This window comes from Rhodococcus sp. SGAir0479, from assembly GCF_005484805.1.
Lineage (GTDB): Bacteria > Actinomycetota > Actinomycetes > Mycobacteriales > Mycobacteriaceae > Prescottella.
In genome coordinates, this window is sequence record NZ_CP039432.1 from 2,047,634 (window position 1) to 2,065,151 (window position 17,518).

The following is a 17,518-nucleotide window of genomic DNA, read 5'->3' on the forward strand; positions in this document are numbered from 1 at the left end:
ATTGTGTCCCGAAAGCGAGGAACACCCGACCGGTTCCCACAACAGCGTGCGCACCACTCCCGCCGCACTGTCCGGAGAACGCGTGCGGTACGCGGATACGTGCCATGCTCGATCACGAGGCCGTCGGACGACACACAGTCGAAGGGGCACCCCATGAAGGCAATCCAGTACACCCGTATCGGCGAGGAGCCGGAACTCGTCGAGATCCCGACCCCCGAGCCCGGCCCCGGTGAGGTCCTCCTCCAGATCACCGCTGCCGGTGTCTGCCATTCGGACGAGTTCGTGATGAGCCTGCCCGCCGAACAGTTCGGCTACGGCCTACCGCTGACTCTCGGCCACGAGGGCGCCGGGCGCGTCGCCGCCGTCGGTGCAGGCGTCACCGACCTCGACATCGGCACCGACGTCGTCGTGTACGGGCCGTGGGGGTGCGGACGGTGCTGGCACTGCGCGCAGGGACTCGAGAACTACTGCTCCCGCGCGGCCGAGCTCGGCATCGCACCACCCGGCCTCGGCGCACCGGGCGCGATCGCGGAATACATGATCGTCGATTCGCCGCGCCACCTCGTGCCGATCGGTGACCTCGACCCGGTCACCACCGTGCCCCTGACCGATGCGGGGCTCACGCCGTACCACGCCATCAAACGCTCTCTCGGCAAATTGCGCGCAGGCGCGTACGCCGTCGTGATCGGCACCGGCGGACTCGGGCACGTCGGCATCCAGTTGCTCCGACACCTCTCCCCCGCACGGGTGATCGCGCTCGACGTCAACGACGAGAAGCTCGCGTTCGCGCGCGAGGTCGGCGCCCACGAGACCGTGCTTTCGGACGCCGACGCGGCCGCGAACGTCCGCAAGATCACCGGTCCGGCCGGTGCGGCGCTGGTGCTCGACTTCGTCGGTATCCAGCCGACCCTCGACGTCGCCACCGCGGTGGCCGGTGTGGGCTCGGACGTCACGATCGTCGGCCTCGGTGACGGCAAGTCGGCGGCCCGCGTCGGCTTCTTCACCGGGGCGTACGAGACGAACGTCGCAGCCCCGTACTGGGGTTCGCGCAGCGAACTGATCGAGTTGATCGAGCTGGCACAGCAGGGCGTGCTGGACATCGCGGTCGAACGCTTCTCGCTCGACGACGGCGTCGAGGCGTACCGCCGGCTCGCGGCGGGGACGCTACGCGGCCGTGCCGTGATCGTGCCGTGAGCCGGGCTGCCACTGGAGCGTGCCGATGCTCGGTACCGGTGATCCTGTTCCGCGCGGCCCTACCCGACGGTCGGGCACATCGACCGCGGGCGCCGGACCCGGTGCGAAGTCCGGCCCGACCGTCGTAGCGTGGCAGCACGAGCACTCCGAGTCGAACACCGCCGGAGGCACAGGTGGACATCGTCTTCCCGAGCACCGCGACGATCGCTCGTGAGGCGATCCCCTCCGTCGTCGTGGGTGCGGCCGCCGCCGTCATTCCCATAGCCATGGTGGTCGTCACCGACCGCGTCACCGACCTGCTCTACACCTGGATTCCCGACCTCGTCGGCTTCGACGGGTTCGCCCGGTGGTGGATCTTCGCCGTGCTCACCGGGGTCGGGCTTCTCGTCGGGTTCCTGGTGTGGAAGCTGCCGGGCCACGGTGGCCCTGATCCGGCGACCGCCGGCCTCGTCGGCCCACCCATCCCGCTCGGCTCGTTGCCGTCGCTCGCGGTCGTCGTCGTGCTGGCGCTCGGCGCCGGAGTCAGTCTGGGTCCGGAGAACCCCCTGATCGCAATCAACGTGGCGGTGGCGGCGTGGATTCTGGGTCGTCTGTGGCCCCGCGTGCCGACGAAGCGGGTGGTGTGGCTGACGACGTCGGCGACGATCGGCGTCCTGTTCGCCACACCGCTCGCTGGGCCGCTGGCGTTCGTCGAGCTCGCGGGCCGGCGGCCGAAAGGTGAACTGTGGGAGAACATGTTCGCTCCGCTCGTGGCGGCGGGGGCCGGCACGCTGACGATGTTCCTGCTGGACCGCCCGATGCTCATCGTCGACGTACCGGACTACCGTGCGCCGACGCTCTGGCACGTGCTCGCCGGTTCGCTCGTCGCCGTCGGCACGGCGGGCTTGTTCCTGTTGGGTGTACCGCTGTTCCATCGTCTGCACGCGCTGTTCCACGCACTGCCCAATCCCGTGCTCGGAATCGGGCTCGGTGGCGTGGTTCTCGGTGTCCTCGGTGCCATCGGCGGGCCCGAGACCCTGTTCAAGGATGCCGACAACATGGCGCGGGTCACGGCCGACGCCCCGAACCAGTCCGCCGGACGGCTCGCCGCCTTCGCCCTGATCAACCTCGTCGCACTGCTCGTCGCGTCGAGTTGCGGGTTCCGGGGCGGGCGCACCTTCGCGTCCGTCTTCGTGGGACTGAACGTCGGACTGTGGGTGCACGCCGTGGTCGACGCCGTCCCGCTCGCGCTCTCGATATCGTGCGCGGTACTCGGGGCGCTGGTGGTCGCGGTGCGCAGCTGTTGGCTCGGCTTGTTCATCGGCGCCACGATGGTCGCCTCGTTCGGGGTGATTCCGGTGCTGTGCATTGCCGTACTGCCGGTGTGGCTGCTGGTGGTCCACCGTGGCCAGCTCGTCGTGGGCCCCAACACGGTGCCCCTCGAGAAACACGGAACCCGTTCGGGCTGAGCCGGTCTCAGCCCTCCGGCTCGTCCTCGACGATGCGTCCGGTCTGGAGGTCGATGTCGATCTCCCGGTGGACGCCCTGCAGGTCGACGAAGTCGACCTCGAGCGTCGGGCGACCTTCCTCCTCGTCGAGTTCGACACCGAGGATGCCCGGCGCCGGGGCAGGTTCCGCCGCCGCCACCGGCCCGGCGCCCACCAACGCACCGATCGCGACGGCCGTGGGGGCGAGTACCGACGCGACCCTGCGCGTCGTCGTCATCGAGGTCATCGTCCGCACCTTTCGCTCGTGCCCGTGATCCTCTCCAACCGTAGCGGGGAACCGGTACGGACGGTCTCGTCCCGCAGGAGAACCGGTCACCGAACGGCTAAGGTTTCCCAGCATGGAACGTCTCGACCCGCACGAACCCTCGCGGGTGGAGGTGTGGCCGGGCAGCGCCTATCCCCTCGGTGCCACCTACGACGGGGTGGGCACCAATTTCTCGGTGTTCTCCGAGGTTGCCGACGCCGTCGAGTTGTGTCTGATCGCCGGGGACGGTACCGAGACCCGGGTTCCGCTCGACGAGGTGGACGGGTACGTGTGGCATGCCTACCTCCCGTCGATCGGGCCGGGCCAGCGGTACGGTTTCCGCGTCCACGGCCCGCACGATCCCGCGTCGGGTCTGCGCTGCGATCCGTCCAAGCTGCTCCTCGATCCCTACGGCAAGGCCTTCGACGGCGTGTTCGACGGGCACCCGTCGCTGTACGCGTTCGGCGAGGACACCCGCGGTCACACCATGACGACGGTGGTGATCAACCCGTACTTCGACTGGGGCTCCGACCGGCCGCCGCGCACGCCGTACCACGAGACCCTCATCTACGAGGCGCACGTCAAAGGGATGACCGCGACGCATCCGGGTGTGCCGGAGAACCTGCGCGGCACCTACCGCGGGATGGCCCATCCCGCGGTGCTCGAGCATCTGCGTTCCCTCGGCGTCACCGCGGTGGAGCTGATGCCCGTGCACCAGTTCATGCACGACCAGATCCTGTTGGACCGGGGACTGCGAAACTACTGGGGCTACAACACTCTCGGCTTCCTGGCGCCGCACACGGGCTACGCGTCGGCAACCGAGCCGAGCGGTGTGGTCACGGAGTTCAAGGCAATGGTCCGCGCGTTCCACGAGGCCGGAATCGAGGTGATCCTCGACGTGGTCTACAACCACACCGCCGAGGGCGACCATCGCGGTCCGACGGTGATCTTCCGCGGCATCGACAACGCCGCCTACTACCGCCTCGACGACGACGATCCCGCCCTGTACAGGGACTACACGGGCACCGGCAACAGTCTCAACGCCCGGCACCCGCACACCCTGCAACTCATCATGGATTCGTTGCGGTACTGGGTCACCGAGATGCACGTCGACGGCTTCCGCTTCGACCTGGCGTCCACGCTGGCGCGGGAACTGCACGACGTGGACCGCTTGTCCGCCTTCTTCGACCTGGTGCAGCAGGATCCGGTGGTGAGCCAGGTCAAGCTGATCGCCGAACCGTGGGACGTCGGTGAGGGCGGCTACCAGGTGGGCAACTTCCCGGGGCTGTGGACCGAGTGGAACGGCAAATACCGCGACACCGTCCGCGACTACTGGCGCGGACAACCCGCCACGCTCGGCGAATTCGCGTCACGGCTGACCGGATCGTCGGATCTGTACGAGGCCACCGGTCGTCGCCCGAGCGCGAGCATCAACTTCGTGACCGCCCACGACGGTTTCACGCTCGCCGACCTGGTGTCCTACGACGAGAAGCACAACGAGGCGAACGGTGAGGACAACCGAGACGGCGAGAGCCACAACCGGTCGTGGAACTGTGGTGTCGAAGGCCCCACCGACGATCCGGAGGTCCGGGCGCTGCGGGCTCGCCAGAGCCGGAACATCCTCGCGACGCTGCTGCTCAGTCAGGGCACCCCGATGCTGGCCCACGGCGACGAGATCGGCCGGACCCAACTGGGCAACAACAACGTGTACTGCCAGGACTCCCCGCTGTCGTGGATGGACTGGTCGCTGGTCGAGAAGAACGCCGATCTTCTCGAGTTCACCCGCCGGGTCGCCGGGCTGCGGGCCGCACATCCGGTGTTCCGGCGCCGGCGCTTCTTCGCCGGGCGTCCGGTGCGGGACGAGCGCGGCCGCGACATCGCCTGGCTCACGCCGTCGGGACGCGAGATGACCACGGAGGACTGGGACAGCGGCTTCGGCAAGGGGCTCGCCGTGTACCTGGGCGGTGACGCGATCCCCGAACCGGACCACCGTGGTCGCCGCGTCGTCGACGATTCGTTCCTGCTGCTGTTCAACGCTCACGACGACGATCTCGACTTCACCGTCCCCCGCGACGATCCCGACGTCCGGTGGGTCGGCGAGCTGGACACCGACTCCCCCACCGGGACCTCGGATCTCGTGGCCGTGCCGGGCGACGTCCTCGCGGTACCGTCCCGCTCGTTGCTGGTGCTCCGACGGGAGCGGACGTCATGAGGGCGATCACGGCCACCTACCGGCTCCAGTTGCGCGGCGACGCGTTCACCCTCGACGACGCCCGACGTCTCGCCGACTACCTCGACCGGCTCGGTGTCTCCCACCTGTACCTGTCCCCGATCCTCACCGCGACGTCGGGGTCCACGCACGGGTACGACGTCACCGATCCCACCACCGTCTCGGCGGAACTGGGCGGCCGTGCCGCGCTGGTGGCGCTGTCGGCGGAACTGAGCGAGCGCAACATGGGACTGGTCGTCGACCTCGTCCCGAACCACGCCGGCATCGCGCGCCCGGCCGAGAACCGCTGGTGGTGGGACGTTCTCGCGCACGGCGCACGATCGCCCTTCGCGCGCTTCTTCGACATCGACTGGCGTGACGACAACGGCGCCGACGGCCAGATCGCACTGCCGGTCCTGAGCGACCGGGCGGACCTGCGCGACCTGCGGATCGACCGCGGCAACGGCACCCCGCTCCTCGCGGTGGGCGACCTGCGTTTTCCGATCGCCCCCGGCACCGAGGACGGGGACCCCGCCGAGGTCCACGACCGGCAGGCGTACCGGCTGGTCGGGTGGCGGGAGGGCGCGGTGGGCTACCGGCGCTTCTTCGCGGTCAACGACCTCGCCGCGATCCGCCAGGAGGACCCGCGGGTGTTCGACACCACCCACCACCAGTTCGCGACGTGGGTTCGGGACGGCCTCGTCGACGGCGTCCGGATCGATCACCCGGACGGATTGAGCGATCCCGCCGGATATCTGGAGAGTCTGCGCGCGATCGTCGGGCCGGAGCGCTGGATCGTGGCCGAGAAGATCCTCGGCGCGGACGAGCCACTCGATCCGACGCTACCGATCGACGGGACCACGGGGTACGACGCGTTGGCCACGTACGGGGGCGTGTTCGTCGACCCGACGGGCGCGGCGACGCTGACCGAGCTCGCCGCCCGCGCGGGCGCCGCCGGTGACCGGTCGTGGTTGCACGAGCAGCAGGTCGAGCTGCGCCGGCAGGCGGCACACGGCGACCTCGCACCGGATCTCCGGCGGCTGGGCCGGGCGGTCCTGCGGGACTCGCCGGTCTTCTGCAACCCGGACACCCTGCGGGATGCGCTCACCGAAGTGCTCGCGGTCGCCCCGGCCTACCGGACCGACTACACGCCGGTGGCCGGGGCCCTGCCGCAGATGATCGCCGAAGTGTTGCAGCACAATCCGGACTGGGAACCGGCGCTGACCGCCCTCGCGGCGGCGATGGTCGCCGGCTCCGAGTCCCGGACCCGCTTCCACCAACTCTGCGGTGCGCTCACGGCGAAGGCCGTCGAGGACGGGCTCTTCTATCGCACCGCGCGCCTGGTCTCCCTGCAGGAGGTCGGCGGCGACCCCGGGCGCTTCGGGCTGTCACCGGCCGAATTCCATCTGCGCAACGGCGACCGCGCGCGTCGGTGGCCCCGAACCATGACGACCCTGTCCACCCACGACACCAAACGCGGCGAGGACGTGCGCGCCCGCATCGGGGTCCTGTCGCAGGTCCCCCAGCTGTGGGCACACTGCGTCGCGGACTGGGAGATGTCGGCGCCCAGCCCGGACGGTGTCACCGGACTCTTCCTGTGGCAGAACATGTTCGGTGTCTGGCCGGTGGACGATGCGCCACCGTCGCCGGAATTTCGCGGTCGGTTGCACCGATTCGCCGAGAAGTCGGTACGAGAGGCTGGCACGCGGACCTCGTGGACCGCCGTCGACGACCACTTCGAGAGTGCCGTGCACGCCTGGATCGAACGCGTGGTGGACGGCCCGGTGGGACGCAGCATCGGCCTCATCGCGCGCCAGCTGGCACCGCACGGGTGGTCGGATTCGCTGGGCCAGAAACTGCTCCAGCTGTGCGGGCCCGGCATCCCCGACGTGTACCAGGGCACCGAACTGTGGGAGGACTCGCTCGTCGACCCCGACAACCGGCGCACCGTCGACTACGAGGTGCGTCGGACATTGTTGAAGTCGATGGACGTGCCCGGCGTGGAATCCCCGGCGCTCGACGAGTCGGGTGCGGCGAAACTGCACGTCACGCGCATCGCGCTGCGGTTGCGCCGGGAGCGGCCGGACAGCTTCGTCGGCGGCCACTACGTTCCCGTGTTCGGCGTCGGCTCGGCCCGCGATCACCTGCTGGGTTTCGCGCGCGGGCCGGCCGGCGGCGCGTCCGACGTCATCGCGTTGGCCACCCGGCACAGCGTGCGACTCGTCGAGCAGGGCTGGGGCAGCTCCAGCGTCGCGCTGCCCACGGGCAGCTGGTTCGACCGCCTCACCGGTGAGCTGTACTCCGGGTCGGTACCCCTGTCCGAGATGTTCGACCGACTGCCGATCGCCCTGCTGGTCCGGCTCGATCGGCCCTGACCGCTCGGTCGGCCGCTCACTTGCGCTCGGCCGACACCAGCCACCGGTGGCCGGGCCGCAGGCGTCCGAGCCGAGCCGAGTCCGGGACCGTTCGCCCGTATCTCTCGGCGAGGTCGTCGACCGGCACGGCGGTGGCGTGCCAGCCGTACGAATCGAACCAGGCCACCGGGTCCGCGGGGCCGTTCCACCGGAGCATCGCCAGCCAGTCCTCGCGGCTGATCGGGCTGTCCCGGAACAGTGGAGAGTCGTCGAGCGCGGCCGCCACGTCGATGTCGGTGATCGTCGCGCCGAGGGCGCTGCCCGGTGCCGACAACTCACCCACCCGCGTCATGAGCGCATCCACCGCGTCGTCCGGCAGGTACATCAGCAGACCTTCCAGGATCCACGCGGTCGGCAGGTCGGACCGGAACCCGGCGTCCTGCAGGGCGGCCGGCCAGTTCTCGCGCAGGTCGACGGGCACGACGACACGGGCGACCGCACCGGGGGCGGCGTCGCCGAGCACGCCGGACTTGAACTCCACCATGTCGGGCGTATCGAGCTCGTAGACGGTCACCGGTTGGGGCCACGACAGCCGGAACGCCCGGGTGTCGAGACCGGCGCCGAGCAACACCACCTGCCGGCAACCGGACCGGACGGCGACGGTGACGTATTCGTCGAGGAATCGTGTCCGCGCGGCCACCCACGTGGTCAGCACCTCCCGGTCGTCGCCGTCGAGTTGCTCGGACGGCGGCTGCCACCCGGACCGGCGGACGAACTCGCCCGCCCAGACGTCGTCGAACAGCCTGTCGGCACGCTCGCTCTCGAGGGCGCGTGCCGCCGCCACGAAGACCGCCGTCGCACCCACCCCGTGCGGTCGACTCATCGCGTACCTCCTTTGGCGTGCGGATGGTCATCCTCCCGGTGACCGAGACCGTCCCTCCCTCCATACTGGCCGCCGAATATGGTCCCGGTCACACAATCGCCCGAAGACCGGAGGCAGAACCCATGAGCGCGAACCGATTCGTCGGCAAGGTTGCATTCATCACCGGCGCGGCGCGCGGTCAGGGCCGCGCCGAGGCGGTCCGGTTGGCGTCCGAGGGCGCCGACATCATCGCCGTCGATGCGTGCACCGACTTCGCGTCCACCGCGTACGAGGGCGCCACCGAGGCCGACCTCGCCGACACCGTCGCGCTGGTCGAGGGAGTGGGGCGCAAGATCGTCGCAACCAAGGCGGACGTCCGCGACTTCGCCGCGGTGCGCGACGCGCTGTCCGACGGCATCGCGACCCTCGGCCGGCTCGACGTCGTCGTCGCGAACGCGGGTATCTGCTCGGGAGCGATGTCGTGGGAGATCACCCCGGAGCAGTGGCAGGAAACCCTCGACGTCAACCTCACCGGGGTGTTCCACACCGTCAAGGCGGCGATTCCGCACCTCATCGAGCAGGGTGAGGGCGGGTCGATCGTCATCACCAGCTCGGTCGCGGGCCTGCGGGGGCTGCCGTTCCTCGGCCACTACGTCGCCAGCAAGCACGGTGTCACGGGACTCGCCAAGACCCTCGCGGTGGAGCTGGGGGCGCACAACATCCGGGTCAACACCGTCCACCCCAACGGCGTCGAAACGGGCATGCAGGTCAACGACATGCACGCGCTGGTCCAGGAGTATCGCGACACCCTCGCCCCGATCTTCATGGGCAGCCTCCCCGACCAGATCAGCCAGCCGGAGGACATCGCCGCGGCGGTCGCGTGGCTGGCCTCGGACGAAGCCCGGCACGTCACGGGCATCCAGTTGCCGGTGGATCTGGGCACCCTCATCCGCTGACCGGTCGGCTGCGGTGGGCCCGGGATCGGTGCATGCTGATCACGTGCACACCTTCGAGGTCTGGGCCCCGATCCCGTCTACCGTCCGGGTCCACGTGGACGGAGTCGAGCACGAGATGATCCGCTCCCCCGACGGGTGGTGGCGCGCCGACGTGGCCGCCGCTCCGGGAGCGCGGTACGGCTTCGTGCTCGACGATTCGCCGACGGTGCTGCCCGATCCGCGCTCGCCGCGGCAACCGGAGGGCGTGCACCTTCCGTCCCGATTGCACGACGTCGACCCGGCGCGGTGGACCGACGCGGCGTGGACGGGTCGGCAGCTCGCCGGCAGTGTCGTGTACGAGCTGCACGTCGGCACGTTCACCCCGGAGGGCACGTTCGACGCCGCGATCACGCACCTCGACCACCTCGTCGACCTCGGTGTCGGGTTCGTCGAACTGATGCCGGTGGCCGCGTTCAACGGCACCCACAACTGGGGCTACGACGGCGTGCTCTGGTACGCGGTGCACGAGGCGTACGGCGGCCCGGACGGGTTGCAACGCTTCGTCGACGCCTGCCACCGGCGCGGCCTGGCGGTCGCGCTGGACGTGGTCTACAACCACCTGGGACCGTCCGGCAACTACCTCGACCGGTTCGGTCCGTACCTCACCGCCGGGACGAACTCCTGGGGCTCGACGATCAACCTGTGCGGCCCCGACAGCGGCGAGGTGCGGCGGTACGTCGTCGACAACGCCCTGCGGTGGTTCCGGGAGTTCCACATCGACGCGCTCCGTCTCGACGCCGTTCACGCGCTCGTCGACAACACCGCCACCCATCTGCTCGAGGAACTCTCGATCGAGACGCACCGCCTGTCGGCGCACCTGCGGCGACCGCTGACCCTCATCGCCGAGTCCGACCTCAACGATCCGCGGATCATCACGGCCCGCGCCGCGGGCGGATACGGCCTGGACGCACAGTGGGACGACGACGTCCACCACGCGATCCATGCCGCCGTCTCGGGTGAACGCCAGGGCTACTACGGCGATTTCGGCTCCATCCGGGCGCTCGCGCACACCCTCACGCACGGCTACTTCCACGGCGGCACCTACTCGACGTTCCGGGGACGAAATCACGGACGCCCCATGGACATCCGGCGCATCCCGGCCGACGCGATGCTTGCGTACACCTGCACGCACGACCAGATCGGGAACCGCGCCACCGGTGACCGCCCCGGCACGTACCTCACCGCGGGCCAGCTGGCGGTCAAGGCCGCCCTGGTGCTGTGTTCGCCGTACACGCCGATGCTGTTCATGGGCGAGGAGTGGGGGGCACGAACTCCGTTCCAGTACTTCACCTCCCATCCCGAACCGGAGCTCGGCGCGGCGACCGCGGAAGGCCGGCGGCGGGAGTTCGCCGGCCACGGATGGGGCACGCACGAGATCCCCGACCCGCAGGACCACCTCACCTTCCTGCGGTCGAAGCTCGACTGGACCGAACCGGAGCAGGAGCACCACGCCCGCCTACTCGAGTGCTACCGCGCGCTGATCACGCTGCGGCACGCTCGCGCGGAGCTGAGCGACCCGTGGCTCGAACACCTCAGGGTCGAGTACGACGACGACGCCCGCTGGATCGCGCTGGTCCGCGGGAATCTGCGCATCACCTGCAACCTCGGCACGGAACCGGTGTCGGTCCCGGTGGGCGGCATCCCGATCCTGTGGTGGGACGAACCGGCGATCGACGAGACCGCGTCGGCCGTCACGCTGCCTGGGCACTCGTTCGCGGTGTTGGACGCCGCGCCGATCCGCGTCGGAACGGGGCGGCAGTGACCACCACGTTCTCCGGGTAGGTCGGGCGTCGAGCGTCAGCGGTCGCGCAGCAGCCGCGCGACGAGGACCGCGGTCGCGACGAGCACCACGGCGGTGGCACCGGCGGCGACGTGCATGCCGTCGACGAACGCTGCCTGCGCGGAGACCTCGAAGTCTGCCGCCACGTCCTCCGGCAGCGTCTGTGCCACCTCCACCGCACCGCCCAGCGTGCCCTGCGCAACCGTCGCCTGGTCCGCGGTGAGTGCAGAGACGTCCATTCCGCGGCGGAAGATCGCGAGCACCACGCTGCCGAGCACCGCGACGCCGAGCGCGACGCCGAGCTCGTATGCGGTCTCGGACACCGCCGAGGCGGCGCCGGCGCGCTCCGGCTCGACCGCACTCACGACGAGATCGTTGGTCAGGGTGAGCGCGATGCCGACCCCTGCACCGGCGAGGACGAAACCGACGACGAAGGCGGTCGGTCCGCTGTCGGCGCGCAGCGCGATCATCGCGGCCGCGCCGACGGCGGCGACCACGAGACCGATGCTGAGCACCCGGCTGGGCGCCCAACGCCGCACCAACCACGCCGCGGCGAGCGAGGCGAAGGCGCTGACCAGGGTCCCCGGCAACATCAACAACCCGGCCTCGAGCGGGCGGTACCCCAGAACCAGCTGCAGGTACTGCGAGCCGAAGAACAGCACACCGGCGAGCGCGAACACTGACAACAGGTTCGTCAGGACGGCGGTGGAGAAGGCGGGCCGCGCGAACAGGGACAGGTCGATCATCGGGTCGTCGAGTACCCGCTGCCGCCGCACGAACGCCCACCCCGCGGCGGCGCCACCGGCACCGATCGCCGTCAGCACCCAGCCGGGACCGTGAACCGCGGTCTCCTTGACGGCGTAGACCAGCGGGATCATCGCGAGCATCGACAGACCGGCGCTGACGAGGTCGAAGCGTCCCGGCTGGGGGTCCTTCGATTCCGGGATGAGCAGCGGACCGAGGACGAGCAGGCCGATCATCACCGGCAGGTTGACGAGGAACACCGAACCCCACCAGTAGTGCTCGAGCAGCCAGCCGCCGACGAGGGGCCCGGCCGCAGCGCCGCCGCCCGCCATCGCTCCCCACACGCCGATCGCGGTGGTGCGCTGACGGGGATCGGCGAACATCGTGCGGATGAGACCGAGGGTGGCGGGCACGAGCGTCGCCCCCGACACGCCCTGCAGTACGCGCGCCGCGATCAGCATCTCCGGTCCGGACGACCACGCCGCGACGAGCGACGCCAGCCCGAATCCGACTGCACCGATCAGCAGGAGGCGGCGACGACCGATCCGGTCGCCGAGGGTGCCCATCGTCACCAAGAGGCCGGCGAGGACGAACGAGTAGACGTCGATGATCCACAGCAACTGCGTACTGCTGGGCGCGAGGTCCTCGCTGATGAACGGCAGCGCCAGATCGAGGACCGTGGCGTCGACCGAGATGAGCAGGACCGCGAAAGCGAGCACGACCAGACCGAGCCAGTCCTTCCGGCTCGCCGTCACGGCATGCGGATCCCGCACGGTGCCCACAGACATGCTTCTTCTCCCAGGAACAGATCGACGAATGCGGCGACGGTTGACCGTCCAGCCGGTACAGTGCCATGTCCAGGTTAGCAGCCCACCGTCCAGCCGGTACAGTGATTTTCATGGCGTCCGACACACGCAACCGCATTCTCGACTCGCTCGAACGACTCCTGCTGGAGCAGGGCCTCGCCCAGGTCACCCTCGAGGCCGTGGCCGCGGACGCCCAGGTCTCCAAGGGCGGGCTGCTCTATCACTTCCCGAGCAAGGAGGCGCTGCTCGCGGGGATGGTGCGCCGGCTCGGGGAGCGGTCCGATCAGCAGCTGGCCGATGCCGTCGCCAGCGGACGCACGGTGTCCGAGATCTACCTGCAGTACCCGCCCGCCGAGTCGGCCGACGAGATGACGATCTACCGCTCGATGCTGGCCGCGATGCGCAGCGCCGACGGCCGGCACGGCGAGGTACAGCAGGCGCTCGCCGAGGTGATGCGCTCGTGGGACGAAGGCCTGCTCGCCGAGATCGACGATCCGGTCCAGGCCGAGATCGTGCGGCTGGTCGGCGACGGCATCTACCTGGCCGCACTTCTGGGTCTGCCCGAATCCGATCCCGAGCTGCACCGCCGGGTCGTGCACCGACTGCTCGGCACCGACCCGGCGGCGGACGCCGGGAGCGAAGTGCCCGCTACGTGAGGTAGCGGTAGGCGGGCGAGCCGGGCTCGAGCTGTTCGACCTCGATCCGCGACGCGCGCATGCGGGCCAGCAGATCGGCCAGCCCGTCCGCCGAGCCCAGCTCGATGCCGACCAGTGCCGCGCCCGTCTCCCGGTTGTTGCGCTTGACGTACTCGAACAACGTGATGTCGTCGTCCGGGCCGAGCACCTCGTCGAGGAATCGGCGCAGGGCACCCGGCTCCTGCGGGAAGTCCACCAGGAAGTAGTGCTTGAGCCCCAGATGCACGAGGGAGCGCTCGAGGATCTCGCCGTAGCGGGAGACGTCGTTGTTCCCGCCCGAGACGAGGCAGACGACGGTGCTTCCCGGTGCGACGTCGAGCTGCCCGAGCGCGGTGACCGACAGCGCGCCGGCCGGTTCGGCGATGATGCCCTCGTTCTGGTAGAGCTCGAGCATCGCGGTGCAGATGGCACCCTCGTCCGCCTGGGTCATCACGAACCGGCCGTCGGCGCCGGCGGACCGAGTGGTCGCGAGCAGGGGCAGCGACGCGTGCGAGACCACGCTGGCACCCAGCCCCGACACGACCGCGTAGGGCAGGTCACCGACGCGCTTGACGGCGGCGCCGTCGACGAAGGGGTCGACCTCCGGCAGCACGACCGGTCCGCCCGCCACGAGCGCTGCGGTCATCGACGCCGCGCCCACCGGCTCGACACCGACGACCGTCGTCTCCGGCGCGCGCTCCCGCAGGTAGGCGGCAATGCCGGCGATGCATCCGCCGCCGCCGACCGGCACGACGACGGTGTCGGGTGCCTCCCCCAGTTGTTCCAGGATCTCGGCGGCGATGGTGCCCTGACCGGCGGCCGTGCGGGCGTCGTCGAACGGCGGGACCATCGTGGCGCCCGTCCGTTCGGCGTCCGCGGCAGCCGCGGCCGCGGCCGCGTCGTACGTCTCCCCGGTGGGGATGAGCTCGACGAACCGGCCACCGTGCACCAGGATCCGGTCCCGCTTCTGCTTGGGAGTGTTGGCAGGGACGTAGATCCGGCCCTGGATCTCCATCGTTCGGCACGCGAACGCAACACCCTGGGCGTGATTGCCGGCGCTGGCCGTGACCACACCGGCCGCCCGCTCGGCGTCGCTGAGTTGCATGATCAGGTTGTAGGCGCCGCGGAGCTTGTACGAGCGGACCACCTGCAGGTCCTCGCGCTTGAGGTAGACGCGTGCGCCGGTCAGCGCCGAGAGGCGCTCGCTCAGCTGCAGCGGGGTCGCGTCGATAATGTGCGCAATTCGCTCGGCAGCCGCGTCGATCTCGTCCGCGGTGAGCGCGGGCGAGGTTACCTTCAGTTCTGCGAGTTCCGGCGAGTCAGACACTCACGCATTTTCCCACCCGTCGTATGCGCACGCACACCCGCCCCGTCGCAGGCACGCGGCCGGGGCCCCCGGCTAGGAGAACTGGGACGGGCGCGGGACGTTCCGCAGATTCGACTTGGCCATCTGGACCGCTTCGGCCACACCGCCGTTCATCACCATCTTGGACATCGCCAGCGCGAACCCGCGCACCTGCTCACCCGTGATGGCCGGCGGCAACGACAGCGCGTTGGGGTCGGTGACGATGTCGACGAGCGCCGGACCGTCGTGCTCGAACGCTGCCCGCAGACCCGACTCCACCTCGGCCGGATCCTCGATCCGCCGCGAGAAGATGCCGAGAGTCGCTGCGAGAGCGGCATAGTCGACGGAGGGGACGTCCACCCCGAAATCGGGCAGGCCGTCGACGAGCATCTCCAGCTTGACCATCCCGAGGGTCGAGTTGTCGAACAGGACGATTTTCACCGGCAGCTTGTACATCGCGACGGTGATCAGCTCCCCCAACAACATCGACAGCCCGCCGTCGCCCGACATGGCCACCACCTGACGCTGCCGGTCCGCGAACTGCGCGCCGATCGCGTGCGGCAGGGCGTTGGCCATCGATCCGTGCAGAGCCGACGACAGGAAGCGTCGACGGCCGTTGGGCTCGAGATAGCGTGCGGCCCACACGTTGCACATACCGGTGTCGGCGGTGAAGACGGCGTCCTCGGCGGCGATGTCGTCGAGAATGGAGGCCGCGTACTCCGGGTGGATCGGCGTGCGCTGCTTGACGGATTCGGCGTATGCGCCGACGACCTTGGTCATGAGCTTGCGGTGCCGGTCGAGGGTCCGTTCGAGGAACTGTCGATCCGTCTTCCGGTGGACCAGCGGCGCCAGCGCCCGCAGCACCGATCGGGCGTCGCCGTGCACCGCGAGATCGACGCCGGTCCGCCGCCCGAGCGTCTCGGCCGCGACATCGATCTGCGCGGTCCGGACGTCGTCGGGGAGGAACTGGTCGTACGGGAAGTCGGTGCCGACCAAGATCAACAGGTCGGCGTCGTGGATCCCGTCGTGCGCGGCGCCGTACCCGAGCAGCCCGGTCATGCCGACGTCGAACGGGTTGTCGTACTGGATCCACTCCTTACCGCGCAGCGAGTGCCCGATGGGGGCACCGACGATGTCCGCGAGGGCGAGCAGCTCGTCACGGGCACCGCGAACCCCGGCGCCCGCGAAGATCGCGACCGAGGACGCCGAGTTGATCGCGTCGGCGAGTGCCCGCACGTCGGCGTCGGCGGGGACCAGGGCGGGGGTCCCGGTGCGCACCAGCGGCGGCGCCGCTCCCTCCGCGGGCTCCTCGGCCACGTCACCGGGCAGCGTGACGACGGCGACCCCCGACTGCGCGATCGCATGCTGGATCGCGCTCTGGACGACGCGCGGGGACTGCGCGGGGGTACTGATCATCTCGGTGTAGCGCGAGCACTCGACGAACAGCCGGTCGGGGTGGGTTTCCTGGAAGTACCCCATGCCGATCTGAGTACTGGGGATGTGCGACGCGATGGCCAGCACGGGAGCACCCGACCGGTTCGCGTCGTACAGACCGTTGATCAGGTGGAGGTTGCCCGGCCCGCACGATCCGGCGCAGACGGCGAGCTCGCCGGTGACCTGCGCCTCGGCGGCCGCAGCGAACGCCGCGGCCTCCTCGTGCCGCACGTGTATCCAATCGATGCCGCCCGCCGCGGACCCGCCGGTCCGGCGGACGGCATCGACCACGGGATTGAGACTGTCCCCCACGATTCCGTAGATTCGCCGCACTCCCGCCTGCAGGAGCTGGGAAACAAGTTGATCTGCAACAGTTTTCGCCGCCATGTCAGCCTTCCACCACGATATCGGGTCGGTGACCTCGTTGTTCGCAGATTACCCGGAACCGAGCCGGTCGGCTGGGGGCGGCGGCTGCCGGTTACGCCTGCGGGGTGAGGACGAACACCGGGATCTGACGATCGGTCTTCTTCTGGTATTCGGCGTAGTCCGGCCACGCCTCGACGGCGCGCTCCCACCACACCGCCTTCTCGTCCCCGGTGACCTCGCGGGCCGTCATGTCCTGCTTGACGGGCCCGTCCTGCAGCTCGACGTGCGGGTCGGCGACGACGTTGTGGTACCAGACCGGATGCTGGGGAGCACCGCCGAGCGACGCGACGACGGCGTACTGCCCATCGTGCTCGACGCGCATCAGCGGCGTCTTGCGCAGCTTGCCGGACTTGGCGCCCTTGGTGGTGAGAATGACGACGGGTTTCCCTTCCATCGTCGTTCCCTCGGTGCCGCCGGAGCGCTCGTAGAGGTCGACCTGGTCCGCGGCCCAGGACGAGGGGCTGGGTTCGTATTCACCGGTGAGAGGCATGCCTCTCAGTCAACACCTCGCACATGATCTTGACCACCCTATGGCCCGGACGTCGGGATTTCCCGGACCCGACGTGAATGTTAGCTGGACCGAACTCTCGGGTATCGCTACGCTGAACATATCGACGGACCGATCCGAACACGCGAGGTGCATGCATGACCACCGCCGCACTCCACCGGGGCGCTCGCCGCCGCACCGCCACCGTCGAGCTGGCCGGCACTGCCTGGCCGCTCTACAAGCTCGAGGCGGTCGTCACGGCGCTCGTGATCTTCCTCCTCGCGCTGGTGGTGACCCACGTGTTGCAGACGGCGGTGCTCTCCGCCGCCGGCGCGGCAGTGGTCGTGTGGTGGGTACGGCGCCTGATGCTCGTCCGTCCCGACGCGCCGACGGCCTGGCCGCCGACCTGATCGACACGTCGACGAGGAACCACAACGGCCGGAGCGTTCGCTCGGCGTAGCGGCCACCCAGGCCCTA

Annotated in this window: 14 protein-coding genes; 8 read left to right on the forward strand and 6 right to left on the reverse strand. The window is 69.8% G+C overall.

Going from position 1 to position 17,518, the window contains the following annotated elements:
* The first annotated feature begins 153 nt into the window (after positions 1-153).
* A complete protein-coding gene (locus E7742_RS09585; RefSeq protein ID WP_137798743.1) occupies positions 154-1,194 on the forward strand; it encodes an NAD(P)-dependent alcohol dehydrogenase in 1,041 nt (346 codons plus the stop codon).
* A 173-nt stretch (positions 1,195-1,367) separates the two neighbouring features.
* On the forward strand, positions 1,368-2,642 hold the full coding sequence (locus tag E7742_RS09590; RefSeq protein WP_137798744.1) for an ion channel protein: 1,275 nt from the start codon (positions 1,368-1,370) through the stop codon (positions 2,640-2,642).
* 7 nt (positions 2,643-2,649) lie between these two features.
* Here the strand turns inward: E7742_RS09590 and E7742_RS09595 are convergent, their stop codons facing one another.
* Positions 2,650-2,907 carry a PepSY domain-containing protein gene (locus tag E7742_RS09595; protein WP_254699220.1) on the reverse strand — a complete coding sequence of 86 codons (258 nt, stop codon included), beginning with the start codon at positions 2,905-2,907 and terminating at the stop codon, positions 2,650-2,652.
* 112 nt (positions 2,908-3,019) lie between these two features.
* Here E7742_RS09595 and glgX point away from each other — a divergent pair, with 112 nt between their 5' ends.
* Both glgX and treY read left to right on the forward strand, forming a co-directional pair.
* The gene (gene glgX, locus E7742_RS09600) at positions 3,020-5,137 is read left to right on the forward strand and encodes a glycogen debranching protein GlgX (RefSeq protein WP_137798745.1); all 2,118 of its coding nucleotides are present in this window, start codon (positions 3,020-3,022) and stop codon (positions 5,135-5,137) included.
* Positions 5,134-7,509, forward strand: coding sequence for a malto-oligosyltrehalose synthase (gene treY / locus E7742_RS09605; protein ID WP_137798746.1), 2,376 nt, complete (start codon positions 5,134-5,136; stop codon positions 7,507-7,509). The genes glgX and treY overlap by 4 nt, the downstream gene beginning before the upstream one ends.
* A 16-nt stretch (positions 7,510-7,525) precedes the next feature.
* Here treY and E7742_RS09610 read toward each other — a convergent pair whose 3' ends face one another.
* Positions 7,526-8,371, reverse strand: a complete 846-nt coding sequence (locus E7742_RS09610; protein WP_137798747.1) for an SAM-dependent methyltransferase — start codon at positions 8,369-8,371, stop codon at positions 7,526-7,528.
* Between the two features lie 122 nt (positions 8,372-8,493).
* Between E7742_RS09610 and E7742_RS09615 the strand changes: the two genes are divergently transcribed.
* Positions 8,494-9,306, forward strand: coding sequence for a mycofactocin-coupled SDR family oxidoreductase (locus E7742_RS09615; protein ID WP_137798748.1), 813 nt, complete (start codon positions 8,494-8,496; stop codon positions 9,304-9,306).
* Between the two features lie 43 nt (positions 9,307-9,349).
* A complete protein-coding gene (gene treZ / locus E7742_RS09620; RefSeq protein ID WP_137798749.1) occupies positions 9,350-11,107 on the forward strand; it encodes a malto-oligosyltrehalose trehalohydrolase in 1,758 nt (585 codons plus the stop codon).
* Positions 11,108-11,142: 35 nt separating this feature from the next.
* Here the strand turns inward: treZ and E7742_RS09625 are convergent, their stop codons facing one another.
* Positions 11,143-12,657 (reverse strand): MFS transporter, encoded by a 1,515-nt coding sequence (locus tag E7742_RS09625; RefSeq protein WP_137798750.1) that lies wholly within the window; start codon positions 12,655-12,657, stop codon positions 11,143-11,145.
* A 110-nt stretch (positions 12,658-12,767) separates the two neighbouring features.
* Between E7742_RS09625 and E7742_RS09630 the strand changes: the two genes are divergently transcribed.
* The gene (locus tag E7742_RS09630) at positions 12,768-13,331 is read left to right on the forward strand and encodes a TetR/AcrR family transcriptional regulator (RefSeq protein WP_137798751.1); all 564 of its coding nucleotides are present in this window, start codon (positions 12,768-12,770) and stop codon (positions 13,329-13,331) included.
* Here the strand turns inward: E7742_RS09630 and ilvA are convergent.
* The 3 genes from ilvA to E7742_RS09645 all read right to left on the reverse strand — a co-directional run bounded on the left by ilvA (position 13,324) and on the right by E7742_RS09645 (position 17,044).
* On the reverse strand, positions 13,324-14,676 hold the full coding sequence (gene ilvA, locus E7742_RS09635) for a threonine ammonia-lyase IlvA (RefSeq protein WP_137798752.1): 1,353 nt from the start codon (positions 14,674-14,676) through the stop codon (positions 13,324-13,326). The two genes, E7742_RS09630 and ilvA, sit on opposite strands and share 8 nt — an antisense overlap.
* Positions 14,677-14,748: 72 nt before the next feature.
* Positions 14,749-16,515: a pyruvate dehydrogenase gene (locus tag E7742_RS09640; RefSeq protein ID WP_137798753.1), complete on the reverse strand. Its 1,767-nt coding sequence runs from the start codon at positions 16,513-16,515 to the stop codon at positions 14,749-14,751.
* Positions 16,516-16,606: 91 nt separating this feature from the next.
* Positions 16,607-17,044 carry a nitroreductase family deazaflavin-dependent oxidoreductase gene (locus E7742_RS09645; protein ID WP_137798754.1) on the reverse strand — a complete coding sequence of 146 codons (438 nt, stop codon included), beginning with the start codon at positions 17,042-17,044 and terminating at the stop codon, positions 16,607-16,609.
* Positions 17,045-17,199: 155 nt separating this feature from the next.
* On the opposite strand from E7742_RS09645, the gene E7742_RS09650 reads away from it, so the two are divergent.
* Positions 17,200-17,451, forward strand: coding sequence for a hypothetical protein (locus E7742_RS09650; RefSeq protein WP_137798755.1), 252 nt, complete (start codon positions 17,200-17,202; stop codon positions 17,449-17,451).
* Positions 17,452-17,518 lie beyond the last annotated feature (67 nt).